The sequence below is a fragment of the Achromobacter sp. AONIH1 genome (genome assembly GCF_002902905.1).
GTDB lineage: Bacteria > Pseudomonadota > Gammaproteobacteria > Burkholderiales > Burkholderiaceae_B > Achromobacter.
Genome location: NZ_CP026124.1, coordinates 5,277,125 through 5,297,891 on the forward strand (window position 1 = coordinate 5,277,125; position 20,767 = coordinate 5,297,891).

Annotated in this window: 18 protein-coding genes; 5 read left to right on the forward strand and 13 right to left on the reverse strand. The window is 66.6% G+C overall.

The window, feature by feature from the left end:
* Nucleotides 1–3,147 carry a GLUG motif-containing protein gene (locus tag C2U31_RS24175; RefSeq protein WP_103276552.1) on the forward strand — a complete coding sequence of 1,049 codons (3,147 nt, stop codon included), beginning with the start codon at nt 1–3 and terminating at the stop codon, nt 3,145–3,147.
* Between the two features lie 104 nt (nt 3,148–3,251).
* Here the strand turns inward: C2U31_RS24175 and C2U31_RS24180 are convergent, their stop codons facing one another.
* From C2U31_RS24180 to C2U31_RS24205, 6 genes are all read right to left on the reverse strand, one after another.
* Nucleotides 3,252–4,508: a fimbrial protein gene (locus C2U31_RS24180; RefSeq protein ID WP_103275120.1), complete on the reverse strand. Its 1,257-nt coding sequence runs from the start codon at nt 4,506–4,508 to the stop codon at nt 3,252–3,254.
* Nucleotides 4,509–4,559: 51 nt separating this feature from the next.
* Nucleotides 4,560–5,330, reverse strand: a complete 771-nt coding sequence (locus C2U31_RS24185; RefSeq protein WP_103275121.1) for a molecular chaperone — start codon at nt 5,328–5,330, stop codon at nt 4,560–4,562.
* The gene (locus C2U31_RS24190; RefSeq protein ID WP_103275122.1) at nt 5,327–7,882 is read right to left on the reverse strand and encodes a fimbria/pilus outer membrane usher protein; all 2,556 of its coding nucleotides are present in this window, start codon (nt 7,880–7,882) and stop codon (nt 5,327–5,329) included. The genes C2U31_RS24185 and C2U31_RS24190 overlap by 4 nt, the downstream gene beginning before the upstream one ends.
* A gap of 126 nt (nt 7,883–8,008) precedes the next feature.
* Nucleotides 8,009–8,758: a molecular chaperone gene (locus tag C2U31_RS24195; RefSeq protein WP_103275123.1), complete on the reverse strand. Its 750-nt coding sequence runs from the start codon at nt 8,756–8,758 to the stop codon at nt 8,009–8,011.
* A 14-nt stretch (nt 8,759–8,772) separates the two neighbouring features.
* On the reverse strand, nt 8,773–9,435 hold the full coding sequence (locus tag C2U31_RS24200) for a fimbrial protein (RefSeq protein ID WP_103275124.1): 663 nt from the start codon (nt 9,433–9,435) through the stop codon (nt 8,773–8,775).
* A 355-nt stretch (nt 9,436–9,790) separates the two neighbouring features.
* Nucleotides 9,791–10,831 carry a metal-dependent hydrolase gene (locus tag C2U31_RS24205; RefSeq protein WP_103275125.1) on the reverse strand — a complete coding sequence of 347 codons (1,041 nt, stop codon included), beginning with the start codon at nt 10,829–10,831 and terminating at the stop codon, nt 9,791–9,793.
* A gap of 104 nt (nt 10,832–10,935) precedes the next feature.
* On the opposite strand from C2U31_RS24205, the gene C2U31_RS24210 reads away from it, so the two are divergent.
* From C2U31_RS24210 to C2U31_RS24220, 3 genes are all read left to right on the forward strand, one after another.
* On the forward strand, nt 10,936–11,586 hold the full coding sequence (locus C2U31_RS24210; protein WP_103275126.1) for a DedA family protein: 651 nt from the start codon (nt 10,936–10,938) through the stop codon (nt 11,584–11,586).
* A gap of 190 nt (nt 11,587–11,776) precedes the next feature.
* Entirely contained in the window at nt 11,777–12,280 is a 504-nt protein-coding gene (locus C2U31_RS24215; protein ID WP_103275127.1) for a hypothetical protein, read from the forward strand.
* 231 nt (nt 12,281–12,511) lie between these two features.
* Nucleotides 12,512–13,162 carry a dUTPase gene (locus tag C2U31_RS24220; protein ID WP_103275128.1) on the forward strand — a complete coding sequence of 217 codons (651 nt, stop codon included), beginning with the start codon at nt 12,512–12,514 and terminating at the stop codon, nt 13,160–13,162.
* A gap of 80 nt (nt 13,163–13,242) precedes the next feature.
* On the opposite strand, the gene C2U31_RS24225 is transcribed toward C2U31_RS24220, so the two are convergent.
* From C2U31_RS24225 to C2U31_RS24255, 7 genes are all read right to left on the reverse strand, one after another.
* Nucleotides 13,243–14,355, reverse strand: coding sequence for an NADH:flavin oxidoreductase/NADH oxidase (locus tag C2U31_RS24225; protein WP_103275129.1), 1,113 nt, complete (start codon nt 14,353–14,355; stop codon nt 13,243–13,245).
* A gap of 190 nt (nt 14,356–14,545) precedes the next feature.
* Nucleotides 14,546–15,316, reverse strand: coding sequence for an amino acid ABC transporter ATP-binding protein (locus tag C2U31_RS24230; protein ID WP_103275130.1), 771 nt, complete (start codon nt 15,314–15,316; stop codon nt 14,546–14,548).
* A complete protein-coding gene (gene ehuD, locus C2U31_RS24235; protein ID WP_103275131.1) occupies nt 15,313–15,984 on the reverse strand; it encodes an ectoine/hydroxyectoine ABC transporter permease subunit EhuD in 672 nt (223 codons plus the stop codon). The genes C2U31_RS24230 and ehuD overlap by 4 nt, the downstream gene beginning before the upstream one ends.
* Nucleotides 15,981–16,634, reverse strand: a complete 654-nt coding sequence (ehuC, locus tag C2U31_RS24240; RefSeq protein WP_103275132.1) for an ectoine/hydroxyectoine ABC transporter permease subunit EhuC — start codon at nt 16,632–16,634, stop codon at nt 15,981–15,983. The genes ehuD and ehuC overlap by 4 nt, the downstream gene beginning before the upstream one ends.
* Nucleotides 16,635–16,644: 10 nt before the next feature.
* A complete protein-coding gene (gene ehuB, locus C2U31_RS24245) occupies nt 16,645–17,529 on the reverse strand; it encodes an ectoine/hydroxyectoine ABC transporter substrate-binding protein EhuB (RefSeq protein ID WP_103276553.1) in 885 nt (294 codons plus the stop codon).
* A gap of 214 nt (nt 17,530–17,743) precedes the next feature.
* Nucleotides 17,744–18,901, reverse strand: coding sequence for an ABC transporter substrate-binding protein (locus C2U31_RS24250; protein ID WP_103275133.1), 1,158 nt, complete (start codon nt 18,899–18,901; stop codon nt 17,744–17,746).
* A gap of 150 nt (nt 18,902–19,051) precedes the next feature.
* Nucleotides 19,052–20,002, reverse strand: a complete 951-nt coding sequence (locus C2U31_RS24255; protein ID WP_103275134.1) for an ornithine cyclodeaminase family protein — start codon at nt 20,000–20,002, stop codon at nt 19,052–19,054.
* Between the two features lie 233 nt (nt 20,003–20,235).
* Here C2U31_RS24255 and C2U31_RS24260 point away from each other — a divergent pair, with 233 nt between their 5' ends.
* A complete protein-coding gene (locus C2U31_RS24260; protein WP_103275135.1) occupies nt 20,236–20,661 on the forward strand; it encodes an OsmC family protein in 426 nt (141 codons plus the stop codon).
* Nucleotides 20,662–20,767: the final 106 nt, after the last annotated feature.

Here is a 20,767-nt window from a genome sequence, read left to right on the forward strand (position 1 = left end):
ATGAACAAGACTCATACAGTGATATGGAACGCCAGCAAGGCATGCTGGACCGTGGCCAGCGAATGCGCCCGCCGCCGTGGGAAATCCGGCGTCTCCGGCGCCCGCGCGGTGCTGGCCGCCGTCGCGGCCGCCGGGCTGAGCGCCCTGGCGCCGCAGGCCCTGGCCGCGCCCACCAACGGCACGGTCACGCACGGCAGCGCCTTCATCTGGCAGGACAATCCCGGCAACGTCGCCGGCCGGCCCACGAACACCGTCATCAGCCAGACCACGTCCAAGGCCGTCATCAACTGGAACACCTTCGACGTGGCCGGCAATGAATCCGTCACGTTCAACCATATGGATCCCAGCCATATGACGCTGAACAACGTCACGAGCCTGGCCCCCTCCAACATCTCGGGCGCGATCAACGCCGTCGGCAAGGTCTTCCTGGTCAACCCGAACGGCATCGTTTTCAACAACACCGCGCGGGTCAACGTGGGCAGCCTGGTCGCCTCGACGCATGTCACCGACCCCATCGCGTTCTTCAACAACACCAGCGGCGTCTTCAACTTCGAGGCGCCAGCCGGCCAGAACAACATGGTCAGCAATCGGGGCTACATCACCTCCGCCTCGGGCGGGGACATCGTACTGCTGGGCCATCGGGCAGTTAACAGTGGGAGCATCCAGACCAACGGCGGCTCCGTCGCGCTCGGCGGGGCCGGCTCCTTCACGGTACGACTTGGCAATGGCCCGCTCAGCCTGAGCGCGAACACCAGCGGCCTGTTCGCCGACGCCCAGAACACGGCCACGGGCACGATCCGGGCAAACGGCGGACAGGCCCTGCTGATGGCCCGCGACTCGCGGCCGGCCAGCCCGCTGCTGGCTGTGGTGAACAACGCCGGCCTCATCGAGGCCGGAACGCTGCAGGCCCGCCAAGGCAGGATCGTGCTTGATGGCGGCTCCGGCACGGTGCAGGTCGGTGGTCACCTGTCGGCCAGCGCCCTGGGCACCTATGGCGACGGCGGTTCGGTCTCGATCCGCGGCGGACACGTAAAAATGCTGCAGGGCACCCTCGTGGACACACGGGCGAGCAACGGCAACACCGGCGCCCTGGAGATCATCGGCAATGCGCTCAAGGTGGGCGAATCCACGGCCACTGACAACATCCATGCCAGCACGCTGGCAAGCAATCTCAGCACAACCAATGTCAGCCTGGCCAGCAATGTCGGCGACGTCGAGGTGAACGCGCCGGTGAACTGGGACAGCGGCCACGCGCTGACCCTGAACGCGCGCCACGGCGGCGACGGCAAGGTCATGGTCAACGCCGCCCTCACCGCCAAGGGCTCGGGCACCGCCCTGAACCTGTCGGCCGACCGGCTGATCGACATTTCGCGGCGGATCACGCTGAGCGGCGTCTCCAGCCAGGTCAATCTGCGCACGACACAGTCCGGCACGCCCGACCTCGCGTCGACCGCCAACTACGTGCTGAGCGGCCCCGCCGGCCAGGCCCTGATCCAGCTGCCCAGCGCCAATCCGCAATTCACGTCCAACGGCCTGCGCCATGTGGTGATCCAGAACCTCGCGCAACTGAACGCCATCAACGGCCATCTGACCGGCTACTACGTACTGGGCACGGACATCCAGGGGCCAGGCTCGGTGCAGTCCATCGGCGCCGGCCAGGGCGGCTTCAAGGGGCTGTTCGACGGACTGGGCAACAAGCTGGTCAAGCTGGCGGCAGTAAGTCCGGACGGCGTCGCCGGCCTGTTCAGCGAGTCCTCGGGCACGCTGCGCAATGTCACGCTGGATAACATTTCCAGCGCCGGCCTGCGACACAAGTACAGCGGCACCTTGGTCGGCATTAACACGGGCACCATCTCCAATGTCCGTGTCATCAACGGCTCGCGTGGCGGCAGCACCATCACCGATGGCGCGATCGGCGGGCTGGTCGGTTTCAACAATGGCGGCACCATTGAACGGTCCAGCTACTCGGGCAGCGTCGCCACCTCATCGCAAGTCCATATCGCGGGGGGGCTGGTTGGCTTGAGCATAGATGGCGTCATCCGCGACAGCGGCAGCTGGGGATCGGTGAGCGACATGGCCAGCCACGCCGGCATCGGCCATATCGGCGGACTGGTGGGCCTCAATCAGGGCAGCCAGATCATCAACTCCACCAGCTCGTCTTCGGTCACTTCCAGCCAGCTGAGCAATGCCGGCGGCCTGGTCGGCACAAACTTCGGCCAGATCATAGACAGCTCCAGCAGCGGTCGCATATCAAAATCGGGCAGCGGTACTGCCGGCGGCCTGGTGGGCGAAAATAACGGCGCCGTCTTCTCTTCCGCGCAGTTCACGGGCGAGGTCGGGGCGACCGGCCCGACCGCCGTGGGCGGACTGGTCGGCAGGAACAACGGCATGATCATGAACTCTACGAGCAGTAGCTACAAAGTGTTCACGTCGTCTTCCACGGAAACCAGCATCGGCGGCTTGGTCGGAGTCAACAGCGATACAGCCTCCATCATCAACAGCAAGTCCACTGTCGCCGCCGTTCACGCCACAAACGCCACCAATGGCCGTGTCGGCGGACTGGTCGGCACGAATGCCGGAAGCATCCAGCAAAGCACTGCCCACCTGAACGAGGTGCGTGGCGGCACCCGCTCCTCGGTTGGGGGGCTGGTGGGCCACAATACCGGCAACATCTACGACTCCGAGGCTAGCCTGAGAGTGCTGGGTAGTGGCACCTATAGCAACGTGGGCGGCCTGGTTGGAGACAATGAAGGGCGCATCATGCATACCGTCGCTTCGAGTCACGTCACCGGCGGAGCTCGGTCGAACCTGGGCGGGCTGGTAGGCATCAATCGCGCGCAGGGAACGATCGCATACTCGGAAGCATCCGGCTCGCTGGAAGGCAGGACTCCCTCCCAGTGCTATCCGGGGTACCCTTGCACCTCCAACAGCTACACCGTGGCCAACATGGGCGGTCTGGTAGGCCTGAATCAGGGCCTGCTGATGGGATCGACCAGCACCAGCAAGTTCTCCAACCACAATGACATGTGGATCAAGGCTGGCGGGTTGGTGGGCACCAACCAGGGCGTCATGCAATACAACACGGCCCTGCAAGACGCCGCGCTGATTCGACCCGTGGGCGACAACAAGGGCACGATCGAGCCTTGATCTAGCAGGAGAACCGCCGATATGCCAAATCCCCGCCCAGCAATAAATGCCGGGCGGGGATCATTTTTTCCAATACCCGCCCAGACACACGGCATCGCCCGCGATCAATCGTAGCGCACCTGGAAGCGCACGCTGCTGTTGGCCGGCCCCGGCGTCACCCCCCCTTGGCCTTCATGGTCGGTCCGCACATAATGCGCCGCCAATTCCAAGGTGGTCGTCTCGCCATCCTGCAGCGTCCCATACTGCGGAAACTGGATATAGGGTCCGGCTTCCGGCGCGTCGCCGATGTTCACCTCCTTGCCGGGATCGTCGCGCCGCGTCAGCACGATGCCGAGATTCCTGGCATGGTTGATGTCGCTCTGATCCAGCCGCAATACATTGGGCCAGCCAGGCACCTTGCCCTGGAAGCCCGGAGAAAACGATATCTTGGGCTTGGCCCGCGCCGCGCAGTTGCTCAGCGAAATGTCGAACGGCACGCTGCCGGCCCGGTCGCCTCGCCCGGGAAAGCTGCCCCGGGTCACGGGTCCCATGGGCACTTCCCTGCCGCTGCCCTGATAGCTGGCATCCACGGCGCACACCGCCGTCACGACCGGAGGCGTCGTGCCGCCCCCGCTGATGAGTTGATCGATATTGAAGTCGAAGCTGGCATTGCAAGGATCCATGATCGGCCCCAGGTCCGTGCCCTCGGCGACAGGCTGGGATTTCACTTGCACGATCTTGAAACGCATCCTGGCGCCCTGGTACCCGGTCGCCATGCCCGTCACGGGAAAGACACCGATTCCGGGCAAGACATCGGAACCCAGCTTCACCAATTCCACGCGCAGGCCAGTGAGGACTTCCGCTTCCGCACTGTGTACGCCCGTTCGCATGGCCAACTGCTCGCTATTTTGGACTGCGCGTATCTCAGTTGCGGCCGACACCTCGGCGGCATTGGCCTCGGGCCCCGCTCGTAGCCGGATCCCTATCCCCTGCACATTCGAGGGAAAGACGGTGCTGCCGTCTGGCCTAACCCCGGCCCACGTCGCTCCGGCCGCCAAGTAGAACCTGTCCGTCGAGGCTGTCGGCACCAGCGTGCCGATGGACGACAACGTGACCGACCTGACGGCCAACACGGTGCCGTCCGGGATGACCTGGCTGCCGCCCACGTTGCCGATCTGCGGAGGAATCCAGGCGCCCCCTGATGTCTGGCCGTCGCCGAGCGACGCAATGCGGCATGTGGTCGCGCGCGCCGGCACGTTCTGGGCCCAGGCATCGACAGCCGGCAACGCGACACCGCCCGCCAGCAACAGCCCGACCAGCAGCCGGCTGGCCGGCCCCTCTTGTGGCGCGCGGGTCGGGCGATGAAACAGACGGTGGAACATGGTTTCTCCTTCTAGCTATGCCCGGCCGGCCACGAGGCCAGCCGATGGCGCTCAATCGACGCGCGCGAACTCGGCCTGGGCGCTGCCGCGCTTGGCCGCGCCCAGGTCGTCCACCGACTCATAATCCAGCGACAGCCCGCCCTGATCGCGCGGCGCGGGCCAGCGTCCCACGAAGGACGCGGACGACAGGGGCGGGACGGTCAGCCCCGCCAGGCCATCCCCCTGGCTGCCGCGCACTTTCAGCGTCCGGAACGTGACGCTGTAGGGAGTGGGGTTTTCCGCCAACACGCGCATCGAACCGTTGCCGGCATCGCGCCAGGTCCAGCGCAGCTTGCCCGGCGCATCGCTTGCCTTGCCTTGCAGGCCCTCGGGCCGGAACAAGACCTTCATCGACAGGTGCAGTTGCAGGCGCAGGCTGTTCTGCTCGTCGCTCACGACCGGCACTTCCAGGAAGTTCACCCAGAACAGGGACTCGCGATCCTTGGGCAAGGACTCACCGGTATAGCGCAACTGCACCGCCTTGCGCTCGTTCGGCTCCAGGCGCAGGAGCGGCGGCGTCAACACGAACGGCACCTTCAGCCGCGCCAGATCGTTGGCGTCCCGCGCCTCGCCCCGGTCCAGCCAGGACTGCACCAGGATCGGCTCGGCGCCGATATTGCCGACATAGACGCTGATTGCCTTTTCGCGGGCGGGATAGACGAAGCGCGTGCCATCGACGGACATGTCCGCACGGGCGGCGCCGGCCAGCCCGGCCCATGCCGCCACGATCGCCATGCCGGCCAAGCCCGCGTGGCGCAGTGCGAGAATGCGCCGGCCGATCATGGCTTCAGCCCCGCCACCGGCATCGGGCCGGCGGGTAATGCCGGCTCCGGCTGGCAGACGCTCTCGACCACGTCGAAGCCGCTCTGGCCGCGCTCGCGCTCGGACAGCGCGTAGTCGATGCGGCAGCGCTGGTCGGCTTTCGATCCCCAGCGCACGCTGACGCGGCCTTCATCCTTGCGCACGCGCATGACGATGCGGCTGCCCTGGCCAACGCTGCCGATCACCTCGCCATCCTCGAGGTCGTAGACCTCGGCGCCGAATGGCAGCGGAGCGCCATCCCGCTGTTTGCCGTCGACCAGCACGGGCCTGGACCGGCGGGTGGGATAGGACAGCAGCACCACCGCGCCGGCGCGCGGCGCCACGGTACGCATATTGCTCAGCAGCTCTACGTCGTCGGCCATGTCGGCGGAATCCAGTTCCACGTTGTTGCTTCGATACGGCATCAGATAGGGCACCAGGCCATAGCCCCGCCCATCGATGCGGCTGTTGCGGTCGCGGGTGGTCCGCGCGTCCTTGGCGTCCGGTGCATGCAGCAGGCCGATGGTGTCGCCCAGAACCGGCGCCAGCGTGACCCCGCCCGCGTGCGCCAGCACGTTGCCCGAGGCGCGCAGGCTGGTCTGCCGATAGTCGCGCCCCTGCGAGATGCTGGCGCCCACCTGGGCCAGGCTGCCCAGGTAGTCCAGGTTGCCGTTGGCCGATGACATACCCGAGCGGCTGTTGTAGCTGGTGCCGAGCGAATAGTTGAACAGCGAGTCCTCGCCGGCCGATCCGCCCACGCTCAGGCCGGAGTTGGTACCGCCCGCGCCGCTATGGCTGGTGTAGCTGTTGAGCAGGGGCGCGTCGTAGGACTTGCCCAAGGGGATGTTCAGGTTGAGAGTAACCGTGGTCTCGCGCTCGCGTCCCAGCGAATACAAACCGCCGTTGACAGTGCTGCGTTGCACGTTCAGCGCGTAGGACACGCGGCCCCAGTTGTTGTAGTAGCCGCCGCCAAAATTGATGTTGCGGCCCGCGCGCTTCCAGTACTGGATCGCAGAGCCATTCAGGTAAAAGGAGCCCAGCCTGTCACCGAGCGACTGGTTGATGTTGACATCGATACGGTTGCGCAGCCGGCCGCCGGCATCGTAGTAGCGATCGGACTTCGGAATGTTGCGCTGGGCAACGGCTTCGTTGAAACCGACGAAGCCGCTGGTCGAATAGCGATATGCCAGCACCGAGAAATTCGTGCCCGTCTCGGGCAGATTCTTGCTGTATGACAAACGATAGCTGGAGCCTGATGATTTTTCATTGGCCAGCTTGGCGGTCGCCGCCGTGATGTCACCGGCCAACGCGCCCCATTCGGTGTTGAGCACCGCGCCCAGCAACACCGAGCGATAGTTGCCGCTGAGCGCCAGCCCCCCGTATGCCGTGACCAGATTGCTCAGGCCGCGCCGCACTAGGCCTTCGAACACCGCCGGCCCGCCGCTGCGGTAGCCCGAGGCCATGGCCTGCCCCAGCGACATCGAGTAACGCGTTTCGCCGGACTTCAGCAGCTCGACGGTCGTGGCAAAAGGCACGGTGAAACGGCGCGTTTCGCCATTGGCCTCCACGACGCGCACCTCCAGGTCGCCGCCATAGCTGGCCGCCTGCAGATCCTCGATGACGAACGGCCCCGCCGCGACCGTGGTTTCATGGACCAGGAAGCCACGCTGATAGACGCTGACCGTGGCATTGGTCTGGGCGGTGCCGCGTATGGTCGGCACGTAGTTGCGCCGCTCGTCGGGCAGCATGCGTTCGTCGCTGGCCACGCGCACGCCGCGAAACGAAACCGGATCGAAGTACCGCCCATCGGAAGATGTCTCGCCCAGCAGCAGCTCGGATTTCCAGGACGGGATGCCGGTCACCGCGTACAGCCGGCCCCGTTGATAGCGCGAGCCTTCGCGCGATCCCCAAGCCACCGAGCCATCGTGCCGCACGCGCCAAGAGGCGACGTTCAGCCCGGCGCTCAAGCCCAGGTAGCCTCGGTCGTCGGAACGTCCGCCGCGCACGTACTGTGAATAGTAGTTGCCGGTATAGCCCAGCCGCGCGGCGGTGATGCCGCTGTCCGACAGGGCCGGATCCACATAGATGCTGGCGCGTCTCGTACCCAGGTAGATGGTGGGCACGGTCAATAGCAACTGCTGTTCCGCCGCGTCGAACCTGGCCTGCGCGCCGGGAACATGGGTAGCCAGATCGCCGCAATAGGGCGTGTCTCCCAGCGCCGGACGCCCCTGCTCGGCAGCCTGGCGTTCAAGCTTTTCCATGTCGAACCCCGAACTGCGCAACAGTTCGGCGGTGTAGCAAGGCGCCGCGCCATCCTGGCCGACGTCGCGGAATTCCACGAACGAGGCCCCGCGCCAGTTTCCGTTCACCAGCACATCGACGCGATACTGACCCGGCAACACAGCGTTAGGCTTTTCGAACCGGGAGAGATCGACGGAATCGTCCGAGACGCCGCGCAACAACATATTGGAATCGAACTGCACGTACTGCTTGGATTTACCCTGCGCCTGCGCATCCGCCACAATGACCAACATGCAAAGGCCCGCTATCCAGACCCGCCGTTGCCGCGACTTGCGCCTGTTTCCAGGACGAGCCGTCACCTGCATCGTCAAATGCATCGTTCTAGCCTTGCGAAAAAATGGAGCCTTCAGAAGCACCCGTCAGGGCAATGACAAGGGGCGCTGATACGAGTGCCTGCCGCCAAAATCATTGATGGCCCAGTAGTGGATCTGACTTTGGCCCGGCACGGGATTTCGACCGGCCGAAACAGGAAAACGCAACTTGGAAAATGGCGCCACCATGGCGTCCTGGCCTGCCCGGTCCAGGATCTCGCGACGCCCCGCCGTTTCCAGCTCGACGGACAAGAAGGACACGTGATACGGCGTCGGGTTGTGCACCTCAACGGCGCCTGCGCCTGGGACCAGCGTCCATTTCAAGCTGTCTGGCGCGTCCCCGGCATCTCCGGACAATCCGGTCGGACGGAAGAACAGCTTGACCCGGGTGCGAAACTGCAAGGTCAGCGCATTCTCCTCGCTGCTGCGCGGCGGAGTTTCCATTACGTTCAGGTAAAACAGCGACTCCCTGTCCGTGGGCAATGGCCGTTTGGCGTGGAACACACGCAGCAGCGCGCTGCCGTCAGGCTCGACCCTGGTCAGGGCGGGTGACACGATAAAGGGCACCACCATCACTTCGGGCGACAAATCCGGGCGGCCGTCGTCAAGCCAGGACTGAGCGAGTATGGGATAGCTGCCCGGATTCCGCACCCGGATGCTGACATCCTTGGCCTTCTCTGGATAGACGATGCGCGTTCCCTCCAGAACCAGGGTTGCCTGCGCCACGCCAGCGCCGGCAACCCAAGCCATGACGCCCATGCACAACCAACGTACTGCAACACGCTTCATGGGCGTCATGCCTGCACCTCGACTTATCGGTAGGACACCTTGTATGCGATTTGCGAACCGGCGTTACCAGACTCAAGAGGGCCGCTGGCCCTGACATAGCCCGCCTCGAAGGTGAGGTCTCCGGCAAGGATCTGCGTGACGGCCGAATCGTTCGAGAACCTCAACTGAAGCGTCTGTACGTCGCTCGGAGACATGGTGCCTCGGAGGTCAAGCTTGTTGGTCTTGCCATTGCCGGCGTTCCAGATGCCGATCTCGATGCCTTTCGCCGGCTGGAAGCCAGTGACCATCAGATTGCCCGTGGCTCCATTGATGTTCGCCGAACCCTGGTCGAATTCAATGGCGGCGCCTCGCGTTTCGGTTTGTGCGGTGCCCGAGGCCGGGTTGGTAGGCAGAGGCGTGAGCAAGCTGCAATTGGACAGGCTGATCTTGAACGTCTGCTTGGAGCCAATGTTGGCGCCCACGGCCAGCGCCTTCGTCGCCGCATTGGGATCCACGTTGCCAAGCCGCACATCAGTGATGTTGCTCGCAGAACCTTGACCGCCATTGACGGAGCACGTGGTGTCCGACACGCTGCCCGTGAAGCGGATCTGACCGTCCCAGGCGGCCTGCGCGTGCGAAGCCACCGGCGCCAGAGCCGCCAGCAGCGCGCCGGCAGAAATGAGATACGAGAGAGAACTGCGCTTCATCGTTGTCGTTCCTTATTGATTGGAGAGATGAAACCGGCGCGCCGCGGCGACGCATCCAGGCCTTGCCATCGGCGGAGTACCGGAAACCCGGAATCCTGATGCCGTTCCCTGATGCGGATACAGCCTGTTTGAAGCACCCGGATCAAGGATTCGGGTACTTTGCCAGCGGGCACATTTCGGGTCTCTTGAACGAAAACGAAATCTAGCTAGTAAAAATACGAGTTCCCCCTTCCCCCTTGCACAATGGCAGACAAGAATGCGACGCAGGGTGAAGCGCCATGGCGCGGCCTCGCGCCTGGCGACGACGATGCGGTCGCCGGCCGCGCGGCGGTGCGCGGCCGGCATGGGCACGAACCTAGCGCAAGGCCTGGTCCGACCAAGCTCGCAGCGGCAACGGCGGCTGCTCATCCAGAATGCGCGCCAATACCAGTTTCAGCTCCGGCCAGCCCCCGCTGGCGCTGGGCCAGCGGCTGGGCACGACCGCGATCCAGCCGGCCCCCGGCGCGCGCTCGGCCATCTTGAAGCGGAAGGTGTAGTGCCCCGCCACGCCCATGCGCAGGTCGGTCACCACCAGCGCATCGCCGATCACGTCATGGCGCAGCCAGTCGCCGGTGAACCAGCGCAGCCTGTCGTGCAGCGCGGATCCGGCCAGGTTGGCTCCAGCATCCGGGTTGAGCGGCAGGCGCAGCCATTCCGGCGACGTCCGATCAAACCAGCCCGATACGGCTTCGTAATAGTGATCGTCCGGCGTCTTGGCGAGCACGCGCCATACCAGCGTATTGAACGGCATGGGCACGGCGCGCAAGGCCGTGACCTCGATGCCTTGCGCGACCATGGCATCGCGCACGCGGTGTTCGGCCGCCACCCTGCCCGCCAGACCGAAACCCAGATAGACCGTGCTGAATGCCAGCGCCGTCGCCAGCAATCCGCGCGCGCGCGCCGTCATGCCCGCGGCGACCGCGTACAGCGACGCCGCCAGCAGCGGCACCGTATAGACCGGGTCGATGATGAACACGGCCGCCCAGCTTTCCGGCACCGGCGCCAGCGGCCAGAACAGCTGGGTGCCATAGACGGTGAAGGCGTCCAGCAAAGGATGTGTCACCAAAACCAGCCAGAGCGTCAGGAACAGCCGCCTGCCCCCATAAGGAGCCTGCGGCCAATACCGACGTATCAGCCAGGCCAGCAGCGCCGCCAGGCCGGTCAGGACGAACAGCGAATGGGAAAACCCCCGGTGATAGGTCATCAATGAAACCGGGTCTGGATAGCGCATCAGCACGTCCAGGTCCGGCACGGTCGCCAGCGCGGCCCCCCAGAGCAGCGCCTTGCGCCCCTGGAAACGCCCCAGCAGGGCACCCTGTATGCCGGCGCCCAACACGGCTTGTGTAACGGAATCCATGATCCTCCGACAATCGGCTTCATTCATATGGCCGACGCATGCCGGTCCCACAATGCAGGCGTTAAGATACCCGATTGCATTCAGCTGATATTCAACTTCCGCACATGGATCAATACATAGACCAGATCGGCATGTTCATCGAGGCCAACCAGGTCTGGGCCGGACCGATCACCTTCCTGCTCACGCTGGGAGAATCCCTGGTGCTGGTGGGCCTGTTCATTCCCGCCACGGCGCTGATGCTGTTGACCGGCGGCCTGATCGGCGCCGGCACGCTGGATCCCTGGAACGTGCTGGCCTGGGGTGTCGCCGGCGCCATCGTGGGCGACGCGCTGTCCTACGGGCTGGGCCGCTGGGCCGGCCCCGGCGTGCTGCGCCGCTGGCCGCTCAAACAGCAACGCACAGCGGTGGCGCGCGCCAGGCTGTTCTTCTACCGCTATGGCTTCGCCTCGGTGCTGATCGGCCGGTTCCTCGGGCCGATCCGTTCCACCATCCCCACCGTGGCCGGCGTCATGGGCATGGCGCATGGCCGCTTCCAGCTGGCCAATGTGTCCTCCGCCATCCTGTGGATGCCGCTGATGCTGGCGCCGGGGTATGTCACCGCGCGCAGCCTGGGCTCGGCGGAAAACGCGCAACAGATCGCCATGTTGATCGGCGCCGGCTTTTCAGTGCTGCTGGGCGTCGGGCTGCTGGTCGCCATGCTGCGCAAAAAAGGGAGGCCCCAGCAGCCCCGAAGCGCGACGCGCCCCCCTCTCTAGGGACGCCCTGCGGACCGGAGCATGGACACCCCCGGAAGCGCTTGCACGCTTCTCCCTTGATGGGGCGCCGCTGAGGACCGGCGAAGCCGGATCCACGCGGCCACGCTCTGGGAGAGCTGCGATGCGCTGGACGGGCTGCGGGCTGCGTGGATGGCATATAGTGCTGGAATGACGGAAATGGAGATGGCTGATGGCTCTGGGCGGCGAACCGAAGAATGGCGATTACGCGCGCTATGTCGAAGAACTGAGCCGTTCCGGCGCGTCGGGCTTGCCCAGCGCGCCTTCGCCTGAAGCGACGCGGTCTCCCGGCGCGACATCCGGCAGCGCGTCCTCGTCGGCGAGCCCGCTGTCGTCCGCGCCCTGGGGCAATGGCGGCACGCCGCCCGCGCCGCAGTCCAAGTTGCCCCCCGCACAATCAGATAGCGACGCCGCGACGCTGGCCAAGACCGCCGCCAAGCGCGGCGTCGGCAAGGTGCTGACGGTGGCCGCGACGGTGGTCGGCCTGATCGCGGCGCGCATCGCGCTGCAGGCGCTGAACAGCCCGCAGGCCGGACTGGACGATTTCATGCCCGCGGTGTTCCTGGCCTTCTTCGCCTTCATGCTGTTCAAGGCCGCCGGCGACGCCCGCAAGCCCGGCAAGCCGCCCGCCGGCAAACTGCCGCCGCTGAAGTCCACCTACCGCAAGGATGGCTAGCAGCAGCCAGGCCTGGCGCGTCCCCTGCCGGCATGGCCCCGCCAGATGCGGCCTGCCGGCTGCCGCCGACCGGATACGGCTAGCCAGATGCGGAGTGCGGCCGGCTGCCCGGCCAGCGCCCGGGCACGGCCGGCGCAACGCCACGGAGTGCTAACATCTGCGCCCTGCGCGCGATCCGCGCAGGTATTCCCGCGTCAAACATACGGAGCGAAAGTGAACACACCCGTCGGATTGAACCCGGCCCAAGCGGCCACGATGCTGAAACTGCAGGATCACCTGAACAGCATGATCAATCCCGCCTGGGTGACCAGCGGCTCGCGCTTCCTGCGCGCCGCGTTCGTGGAATCGGCCGAGGCGCTGGAACACCACGGCTGGAAGTGGTGGAAGAAGCAGACCATCGACCTGCCCCAGGTGCAGATGGAACTGGTCGACATCCTGCACTTCTACCTGTCGCACACCATCGTCCAGGCAGGCGGATCGATCGAAGGCGCCGCGGCCGAGCTGATGCGCGACCTGGCCGGTCCTGGCACCGTCACGCTGGACGGCGCCGCGCGCGAGCTGGCCACGCTGGACGTGCCCGAGCTGCTGGAACTGATCGGCGGACTGGCCGTGTGCGGCCGCGCCAGCTTCAAGGTCCTGGAACGCACCATGACCGCCTGCGAGATGGGCTGGAACGACGCCTACACCCAGTACGTGTCCAAGAACGTGCTGAACCTCTTCCGCCAGCGGCACGGCTACAAGGAAGGCACCTACATCAAGATCTGGAATGGCGAGGAAGACAACGTGGTGCTAGCCCGCCTGATGTCCGCGCTGGACCCGGCGCAGGCCGATTTCGCCGACCAGCTGCAGGACCAGTTGGAGCAGGCCTACGCCAAGCTGTAGTTCCTGGTCCGCAGCGGCGGTTCCAGATAAAAAAAGCGCCGCCTTGCCAGCGGCGCTTTTTCTTGCGTGCCGAATCCGCGTCAGCGCTGGCCGAAGCGCGTTTCCCCGAACAGCGCCTTGTGCTCGCGCGGCTGCGAACGCCAGTACTGGCGCGGCGCGTCGACCTGTCCACCGAGCTGCGCGGCCGCATGCCAGGGCCAGCGCGGGTCGTACAGCATGCCGCGCGCCAGCGCCACCATGTCTGCCTGCCCGCTGGCCACGATCTCCTCGGCCTGGGCGGCCTCGGTGATCAGTCCCACCGCGATCGTGGGCATGCCGACGCGGCGCTTGATCTCAGCGGCGAAAGGCACCTGGTAGTTCGGCGCGACCGGGATCTTCTGCTGCGGCGACACGCCGCCGCTGGACACATCGATGAAGTCGCAGCCGCGCGCCTTCAGCGCGTCGGCGAAGGCCGTGGTCTGCTCCAGGTCCCATCCGCCCTCCACCCAGTCCGTGGCGGACACGCGCACGCCCAGCGCGACGGATGCCGGCACCACGTCGCGCAGCGCCTGGAACACTTCCAGCGGGAAGCGCATGCGATTTTCCAGCGAACCGCCATAAGCGTCGTCGCGCCGGTTCGCCAGCGGCGACAGGAACTGGTGCATCAGGTAGCCATGCGCCGCGTGCAACTCGATGGCGTCGAAACCCAGCCGCAACGCGCGTCGGGCGCTGGCCACGAACGCATCGCGCACGCGGGCCAGGCCGGCGGAATCCAGCGCCTGCGGCGCCGGCTCGGATTCATTGTGCGGCAGCGCCGAGGGCGCCCAGCCCTGCCAGCCTCCTTCAGCGGACGGCACCAGCTGCCCGCCGTCCCAGGGGGCGTGGCTGGACGCCTTGCGCCCGGCGTGGCCGAGCTGGATGCCCAGCTTGATCGGCGAATAACGGCGCATGGCCGTCACCACGCGGCCCAGCGCGGCCTCGGTTTCATCGGACCACAAGCCCAGATCGCCGGGCGTGATGCGGCCGTCGGGCTCCACCGCCGTCGCTTCGACGAACAGCAGCGCCGCGCCGGACAAGGCCAGATGGCCCAGGTGGATCATGTGCCAGTCGGTGGCACAGCCGGCGTCGGCCGAGTATTCGCACATGGGCGCGATCACGATGCGGTTGGCCAGTCGCAGGGGACCGGCCTGGGTGGGGGTGAACAATTGGCTCATGCGCAAGCGTCTCCGGGCAATGAAGCGCACAGCATAGCGCCGGCGCGCCGCGCACGGGCCGATCCCTGACGCCGCGACAGGGTCAAATCCCGCCGTGCGGCCCTGCGCCCGGCGCACACGACACGGCGCTCCCTGCCCGCCGCCGGACACGCGCGACATGCCTGCCCCCGCCCTCCGCCCCCGCCTCCGTTCACTGCCCTTCGATCACGCTGTCCAGGAACTGCCGCGTACGGGCTTCCCTGGGCTGGCTGAACAGCGTGGCGGACTCCGCGTCCTCGACGATATTGCCTTCGTCGAAGAACAGCGTGCGGTCCGAGCTGCGCTCGGCGAACTTCATCTGGTGGGTGACGATGATCATGGTCATGCTGCGGCGCGCGGACAGGTCGCGCAGGATCTGCAGGATGCCGCCCACCAGCTCGGGATCCAGCGCCGACGTCACCTCGTCGAACAGCATGATCTCCGGACACATGGCCAGGGCCCGCGCAATGCCAACGCGCTGCTTCTGGCCGCCGGACAGCTGCGCGGGATAGGTGTCCAGCTTGTCGCCCAAGCCCACCATCTCCAGGTATTCGACGCCGCGCTCGCGCGCCTGCTCGCGACTCAGGCCCTGTACCCGCAGCGGCGCCTCCATGGCGTTGCCCAGCGCGGTCATGTGGGGAAACAGGTTGAAGTGCTGGAACACCATGCCGATCTTGCCGCGCACCTTGCGCAAGTGAGGCGAATGCAGCCCCGCCGGCTTGCCGCCGGCGTCCGTCCACATGGGCACGCCGTCGATCTCGATCTCGCCGCCGCTGGGCCGCTCCAGCGTCATCAATACGCGCAGCAAGGTCGACTTGCCCGAGCCGGACGGGCCGATCACGGCCACGGTCTGGCCGGACGGGATCTCCAGATTGATGCCCTTGAGCACCTCCAGATCGCCGTAGCGCTTGCGCAGGTCGCGGATGTTCACACTGGCGCTCATCGTTTTCCTCCATGGCGTTGCAGGCGGGTTTCCAGCCCGCGCACGCCCCAGGCCGCCAGCAGGCTCAACGCCAGGAACAGCGCGCCCACCAGGGTCAGGGGCTCGGTGTAGCGGAACGTGGCCGAGCCGAGCATCTTGCTCTGCTGCAACAGCTCCACCACCGTGATGGCCGACAGCAAGGGCGTGTCCTTGAACATGGCGACCAGATAGTTGCCCAATGCAGGCACCACCGGCGGAATCGCCTGCGGCAGCACCACGTCCACCGCCGTGCGCCAGCGCGGCAGGTTCAGAGCGATGGCGGCCTCGGTCTGCCCCCTGGGCACGGCTTCGATGCCGGCGCGGTACACCTCGGCGCAATAGGCGGCGTAGTGCAGGCCCAGCGCCAGCACCCCGGTGGCCAGCGGCGACATGCGCAAGCCGGTCAGCGGCAGGACATAGAACAGGAAGTACATCTGCACCAGCAGCGGCGTGCTGCGCACGAACTCGATCACGCAGGCCGCCGGCCATGACACCAGCCGCAGCCGGGAGCGTCGCAGCAGCGCCAGCGCCAGGCCGAGCGTGACGGCCACCAGCATGCCCAGCACGGTCGCCTGGATCGTGACGACCAGGGCGGCGCCCAGCGTGGGCAGGATTTCAAGCGCGTATGACCAGTCGAATATCGGCGTCATCGGATGCGCAGCCTCCGTTCAAGCAGGCGCACGCCCGCGGTGATCAGCAAGGCCACGGCGAAGTACATCAGCAGCATCAGGCTGAAGATCTCGGTGGTGCGCAAGGTCTCGCTGCGCAGCAGCTGGCCTCGGAAGGTCAGGTCGGTGATGGTCACCAGCGACACCAGCGCGGTGTTCTTGAGCAGTTCGATCAACAGATTGCCTGCCGGCGGCAGCATGGCCGGCACGGCCTGCGGCAAGACCAGCCGCCGCAGGATCTGCCCGCGCGTGAAGTTCAGCGCCACGCCCGCCTCGCGCTGGCCCGGCGGCACGGCCCGGATCGCGCCGCGCACCACCTCGGCGCCATAGGCGCCGGCGTTCAGACCCAGCACCACGATGCCGACCAGCATGGCGGGCAATTGCAGGCCGAACAGCGGTAGCACGAAGTAGAACCAGAACAGCTGCACCAGCGCGGAGGTGCCACGGAATACCTCGACGTAGACGGAGGCCAGCCAGCGCAGCGGACGCCGCGTCGACAGACGGCCGACGCCCGCGACCACGGCCAGCGGCGCGGCCAACGCGGCGGCGCCCGCCATGACTTGCAGCGTCACGCCCAGCCCGTCCAGCAGCGGCGGCGCCAGCTCGCCCAGGGTCTCGATCCAGCTCGTCATGGCGCCACCCTCACTGGCCCGCGCACAGCTTGGCCGCCGTCATGCCCTTGGGCAGCTCCTCGGCCGTGAAGCCGAAGGGCGCGACCAGTTTCTTGTGCTCCTCGGTGCCCAGGAACTTGGCCAGCTCGGCGTTGAACGCGTCGACGAAGGCCTGGTCTTCCTTGCGGAAGGCATAGGCGCCATAGCCGCGCACGCCCTTGCCGTCGATCACCGGATCGGTGAAGGGCTCGGCCTTTTCCAGGCCGCTGTCCTTGCCGGCCTTGCCCATCAGGTCGTTCACGGTCAGCGCGGTGGCGGCATAGGCGTCGGCGCGCCCGGCCTGCACGCCGGCCAGCGCGCTCACCGCGTCGGGAAACACGATGGTGCGGTCAGGCGGCACCTTGAGGCTGGCGGCGTAGTCCGATTCGATCGCGCCCACCACCACGCCCAGCCTGGCGTTGGGGTTCCTGGCCGCATCCTCGTAGCTGTGCAGGTTCTTGGGATTGCCCTGCTTGACCAACAGGGCTTGGCTCACGCCATAGGTGGGATTGGAGAACGCCGCCTGGCGGCAGCGTTCGGGCGTCACGTACATGCCGGCGGCGATGATGTCGAAACGTTTGGCCTGCAGGCCGGGAATCAACGAGCCGAACTCGGTCAGCACGCCCTCGACCTGGTTGACGCCCATGCGCTTGAGCACGACCCGGGCGATTTCGACGGACTCGCCCGTCACCTCGGCGCGCTGGCTGTCCATGTACGCAAACGGCGCCTCGTTGGCGTAACCGATGCGGATCTTGCCGGCCGCCTTGGCCGCCTCCAGCGTGCTGACGGCTCCCTTGGCGCCCGCTGAGCCGGCCTGGCTGTCGGAACCGGAGTCCGAGCAGCCTGTCAGCCCGGCTGCGCCCAGGACCAGCAGCATGCCTGCCAGCCAGGCGTGGCGGCGGGAAGCGCGCGGCAGAGTGGTCTCGCTCATCGTTTTCTCCCATGTCGCAATGTCTTCGCTAGAAATCATACGTCAATAAATGATTTCATCACTAATCATATGAACATAAAAAAGCAGGCCGAGGCCTGCTTGGATAGTCGCCGCCCTGGGCAGCGGCGGCGAATGCGAGGGATCGCTACAAGACGTGTCCTTATTGCCCGGCGTAGGAGAAACGGCCGTTCTTGACCACGCCCATCACGCGCGCACGCTCGTCGAAGCCCTGGTGATCGTCCTTGGAAATATTGAACACGCCATTGGGCACGGCCAGGTCGCGGGTCGACTCCAACGCGTCGCGCAGCGCCTTGCGGAATTCCGGCGTGCCGGGCTTGGCGCCGCCCTTCAGGGCGCGGGCCACGGCCGAATCCAGCAGCATCCATGCGCCGTAGGCGTCGCCGGCGAACTGGGTCAGCGTATGGGCGCCGTACTGGGCTTCATACTTGTCCGCGAACGCGACCGCCACCTGCTTGACCGGATTGGAATCGGGCAACTCGCGCGCCACCACGCCGGGGCCGGTGGGAAACAGCGTGCCTTCCACGTCCTTGCCGCCGACCTGCAGGAATTCCAGCGTGCCGATGCCATGCGTCTGGTAGATGACGCCGCCGTAGCCGCGTTCGAGCAGCGTCTTCTGCGGCAGGGCCGAGGGCGTGCCGGCGCCGGCGATCAGCACCGCGTCGGGCTTGGCGGCGATGAGCTTGAGCACCTGGCCCATCACCGACGCGTCGGTGCGCTGGAAGCGTTCCTGCGCCACGATCTTCAGGTCGGCGCCGGCGGCGGCGCTGAATTCCTTCCACCAGCTGTCGCCATAGGAATCGGCGAAGCCGATGAAGGCCACGTTCTTCAGGCCCTTCTTCTTCATGTCCTGGACCAGGGCGGTGGCCATCAGCGAGTCGTTCTGCGGCATCTTGAAGGCCCAGGCGCGCTTGGGATCGGACAGCGGCTCGACAATCACGCTGGAGGCCGCCAGCGCGATCATCGGCGTGCCGGTCTCGGCCAGCACATCCAGGCCGGCCAGCGCGGCCGCCGTGATGTTTGGGCCGACGATGGCGTCGACCTTGTCCTCCGAGGTCAGCTTGCGCATGTTCTTCACGGCGCGGCTCACATCGGTGCCGTCGTCCAGCACCACGTAGCGGGCGGGCTGTCCGCCCAGCGTGGCCGGCCACAGCCGGACCGCGTTGTTGGTCTGGATACCGATGGCCGCGGCGGCGCCGGTGGTGGACACATCCACCCCGATCACGATTTCGGCATGGGCGGACAGGGCGGGAACGGACAGGACGGCGACGCAGGCGAGGCGCGCGAGCAGGCGGGACATGACAGCGGATCTCATGAAAAGCAAAAAGCCGGTACGGCAAAAACGGGCACGGGGATAGTAGCCCAAACCGGCGGCGTCCCTTGCGCGGCGCGTCAAGGCGCGTGGCGCGGCGCATCCGGGCGCGCGCGGCGTGGCGACTGCCTCGCGTCTTCAGTTCATCGGGTTCGCGCCCGTGCGGTTCTCGTAGACCAGCGCCGCCAGCGTCAGGTCCTCCAGCGCGCTGCCGACCGCCTTGAACACGGTGATCTCGCGCGCGTCGCGGCGGCCCGGCGCCTTGCCCGACACCAGATCCGCCAGCGTGCCGCGCAGGTCTTCGCGCTTCAGGACGCCAGCCTGGAACGCGGCCAGCAGGTCGCCGGCCTTGGTCGGCGCTTCATCGGTATCCACATAGACGGACGTGCCGTCGAAGCAGGCCGTGTCGGTTTCGATCATGTCGGGCTTGAAGCTGCCGATCAGGTCCAGGTGCGTGCCGGGTTGCAGCCAGGCGCCATGCACCAGCGGCACGGTGGACAAGGTGGCGCAGCTGACAATGTCCGCCTGCCGCACCGCCACTTCCAGATCCTCGGTCGCGGCCGCGTCGTACCCCTGCGCGCGCAGCTCCTCGGCCAGCGCCTGCGCGCCGGCCGCCCGCAGGTTCCACACCAGCACCTTGCGGATCGGCCGGACCGCGCGCATCGCCTGCGCCAGCAATCCGGCGATGCGGCCGGAGCCCACGATCAGCAACACGGCGGCGTCCGGCCGCGCCAGGTACGAAGCGCCCAGCGCCGCCGCGCCGGCGGTGCGGAACACCGTGACGATGTCGCCATCGACCTGCGCCAGCGGCACGCCGCTGCGGGCGCTGTACAGGTTATAGGTCGCGTGCAGGCCCGGCAGCGACTGGCGCGTGTTCTCGGGAAAGATATTGATCACCTTCACGCCGAAATAACCGCGTTCGTTCCAGGCCGGCATGATGAGCGAGGTGCCATGCGCGCCGCCGGACTCGATCGCGTGCACATGGCGGGCCGGCACGTGAGCGCCTTGCGCGAAGGCCTCGCGCAAGGCGGGGATGGCCTGTTCGAAGGACAGCGCGCCGCGGGTTTGTTCCGTGTCGATCACCAGCATCTTGATTCCGCACCTGTATGTAATTGTTCGAGGGCCAGTGTGACGGCGCGCGCGCCTGCTGGCAAGCGCATCGCCGCGCGCGCACTCGATGTCGATGCAATGGCGCGGGCTTGCGGTTACATCGGCTTGCCCGGGCCCGCGTCCGGTCGCCGTAACATGACTGCCAGGCTTCGCCGCAACGGCGCACCGGCGTGGCGGACGCCTCCCCTTTTCCCTGATGAAGGAGTCTACCCATGAAGAAAACCGCAACCGCCGCCTGGTCGGGCGATCTGAAGACCGGCAAGGGCACGATCTCCACGCAAAGCGGCGCGCTCAAGGAACAGCCTTACGGCTTCAACACCCGCTTCGGCGACACGCCCGGCACCAATCCCGAGGAACTGCTGGGCGCGGCCCATGCCGGCTGCTTCACCATGGCGCTGTCCAACATCCTGGCCGAGGCCGGCATGGTTGCCCAGCGACTGGACACCAAGGCGGAGGTCACGCTGGACAAGGCCGACGGCGGCTTCGCCATCACCGCCGTGCACCTGACCGTGGAAGCCGTCATCCCGGGCGCCAGCGCCCAGGCCTTTGAAGACGCGGCCCGCAAGGCCGAGACCGGCTGCCCGGTGTCCAAGGTCCTGAAGGCGAAGATCACCATGGACGCGCGACTGAAGGCCTGAGGCCGGTCCGCCGCCCCGCGCCTGCCCCGGCCAGCCGGGGCGCGCCGCCCGCCGCCTCATTGGACCGCCCTATCCCGGGCTTGGCGAAAATCAATTTGACGGGCGT

Coding starts and splice junctions, on each gene's coding strand:
- C2U31_RS24175 (WP_103276552.1), top strand. CDS start 1: ATGAACAAGACTCATACAGTGATATGGAACGCCAGCAAGGCATGCTGG.
- C2U31_RS24180 (WP_103275120.1), bottom strand. CDS start 4,508: ATGTTCCACCGTCTGTTTCATCGCCCGACCCGCGCGCCACAAGAGGGG.
- C2U31_RS24185 (WP_103275121.1), bottom strand. CDS start 5,330: ATGATCGGCCGGCGCATTCTCGCACTGCGCCACGCGGGCTTGGCCGGC.
- C2U31_RS24190 (WP_103275122.1), bottom strand. CDS start 7,882: ATGTTGGTCATTGTGGCGGATGCGCAGGCGCAGGGTAAATCCAAGCAG.
- C2U31_RS24195 (WP_103275123.1), bottom strand. CDS start 8,758: ATGACGCCCATGAAGCGTGTTGCAGTACGTTGGTTGTGCATGGGCGTC.
- C2U31_RS24200 (WP_103275124.1), bottom strand. CDS start 9,435: ATGAAGCGCAGTTCTCTCTCGTATCTCATTTCTGCCGGCGCGCTGCTG.
- C2U31_RS24205 (WP_103275125.1), bottom strand. CDS start 10,831: ATGGATTCCGTTACACAAGCCGTGTTGGGCGCCGGCATACAGGGTGCC.
- C2U31_RS24210 (WP_103275126.1), top strand. CDS start 10,936: ATGGATCAATACATAGACCAGATCGGCATGTTCATCGAGGCCAACCAG.
- C2U31_RS24215 (WP_103275127.1), top strand. CDS start 11,777: ATGGCTCTGGGCGGCGAACCGAAGAATGGCGATTACGCGCGCTATGTC.
- C2U31_RS24225 (WP_103275129.1), bottom strand. CDS start 14,355: ATGAGCCAATTGTTCACCCCCACCCAGGCCGGTCCCCTGCGACTGGCC.
- C2U31_RS24230 (WP_103275130.1), bottom strand. CDS start 15,316: ATGAGCGCCAGTGTGAACATCCGCGACCTGCGCAAGCGCTACGGCGAT.
- ehuD (WP_103275131.1), bottom strand. CDS start 15,984: ATGACGCCGATATTCGACTGGTCATACGCGCTTGAAATCCTGCCCACG.
- ehuC (WP_103275132.1), bottom strand. CDS start 16,634: ATGACGAGCTGGATCGAGACCCTGGGCGAGCTGGCGCCGCCGCTGCTG.
- ehuB (WP_103276553.1), bottom strand. CDS start 17,529: ATGCTGCTGGTCCTGGGCGCAGCCGGGCTGACAGGCTGCTCGGACTCC.
- C2U31_RS24250 (WP_103275133.1), bottom strand. CDS start 18,901: ATGTCCCGCCTGCTCGCGCGCCTCGCCTGCGTCGCCGTCCTGTCCGTT.
- C2U31_RS24255 (WP_103275134.1), bottom strand. CDS start 20,002: ATGCTGGTGATCGACACGGAACAAACCCGCGGCGCGCTGTCCTTCGAA.
- C2U31_RS24260 (WP_103275135.1), top strand. CDS start 20,236: ATGAAGAAAACCGCAACCGCCGCCTGGTCGGGCGATCTGAAGACCGGC.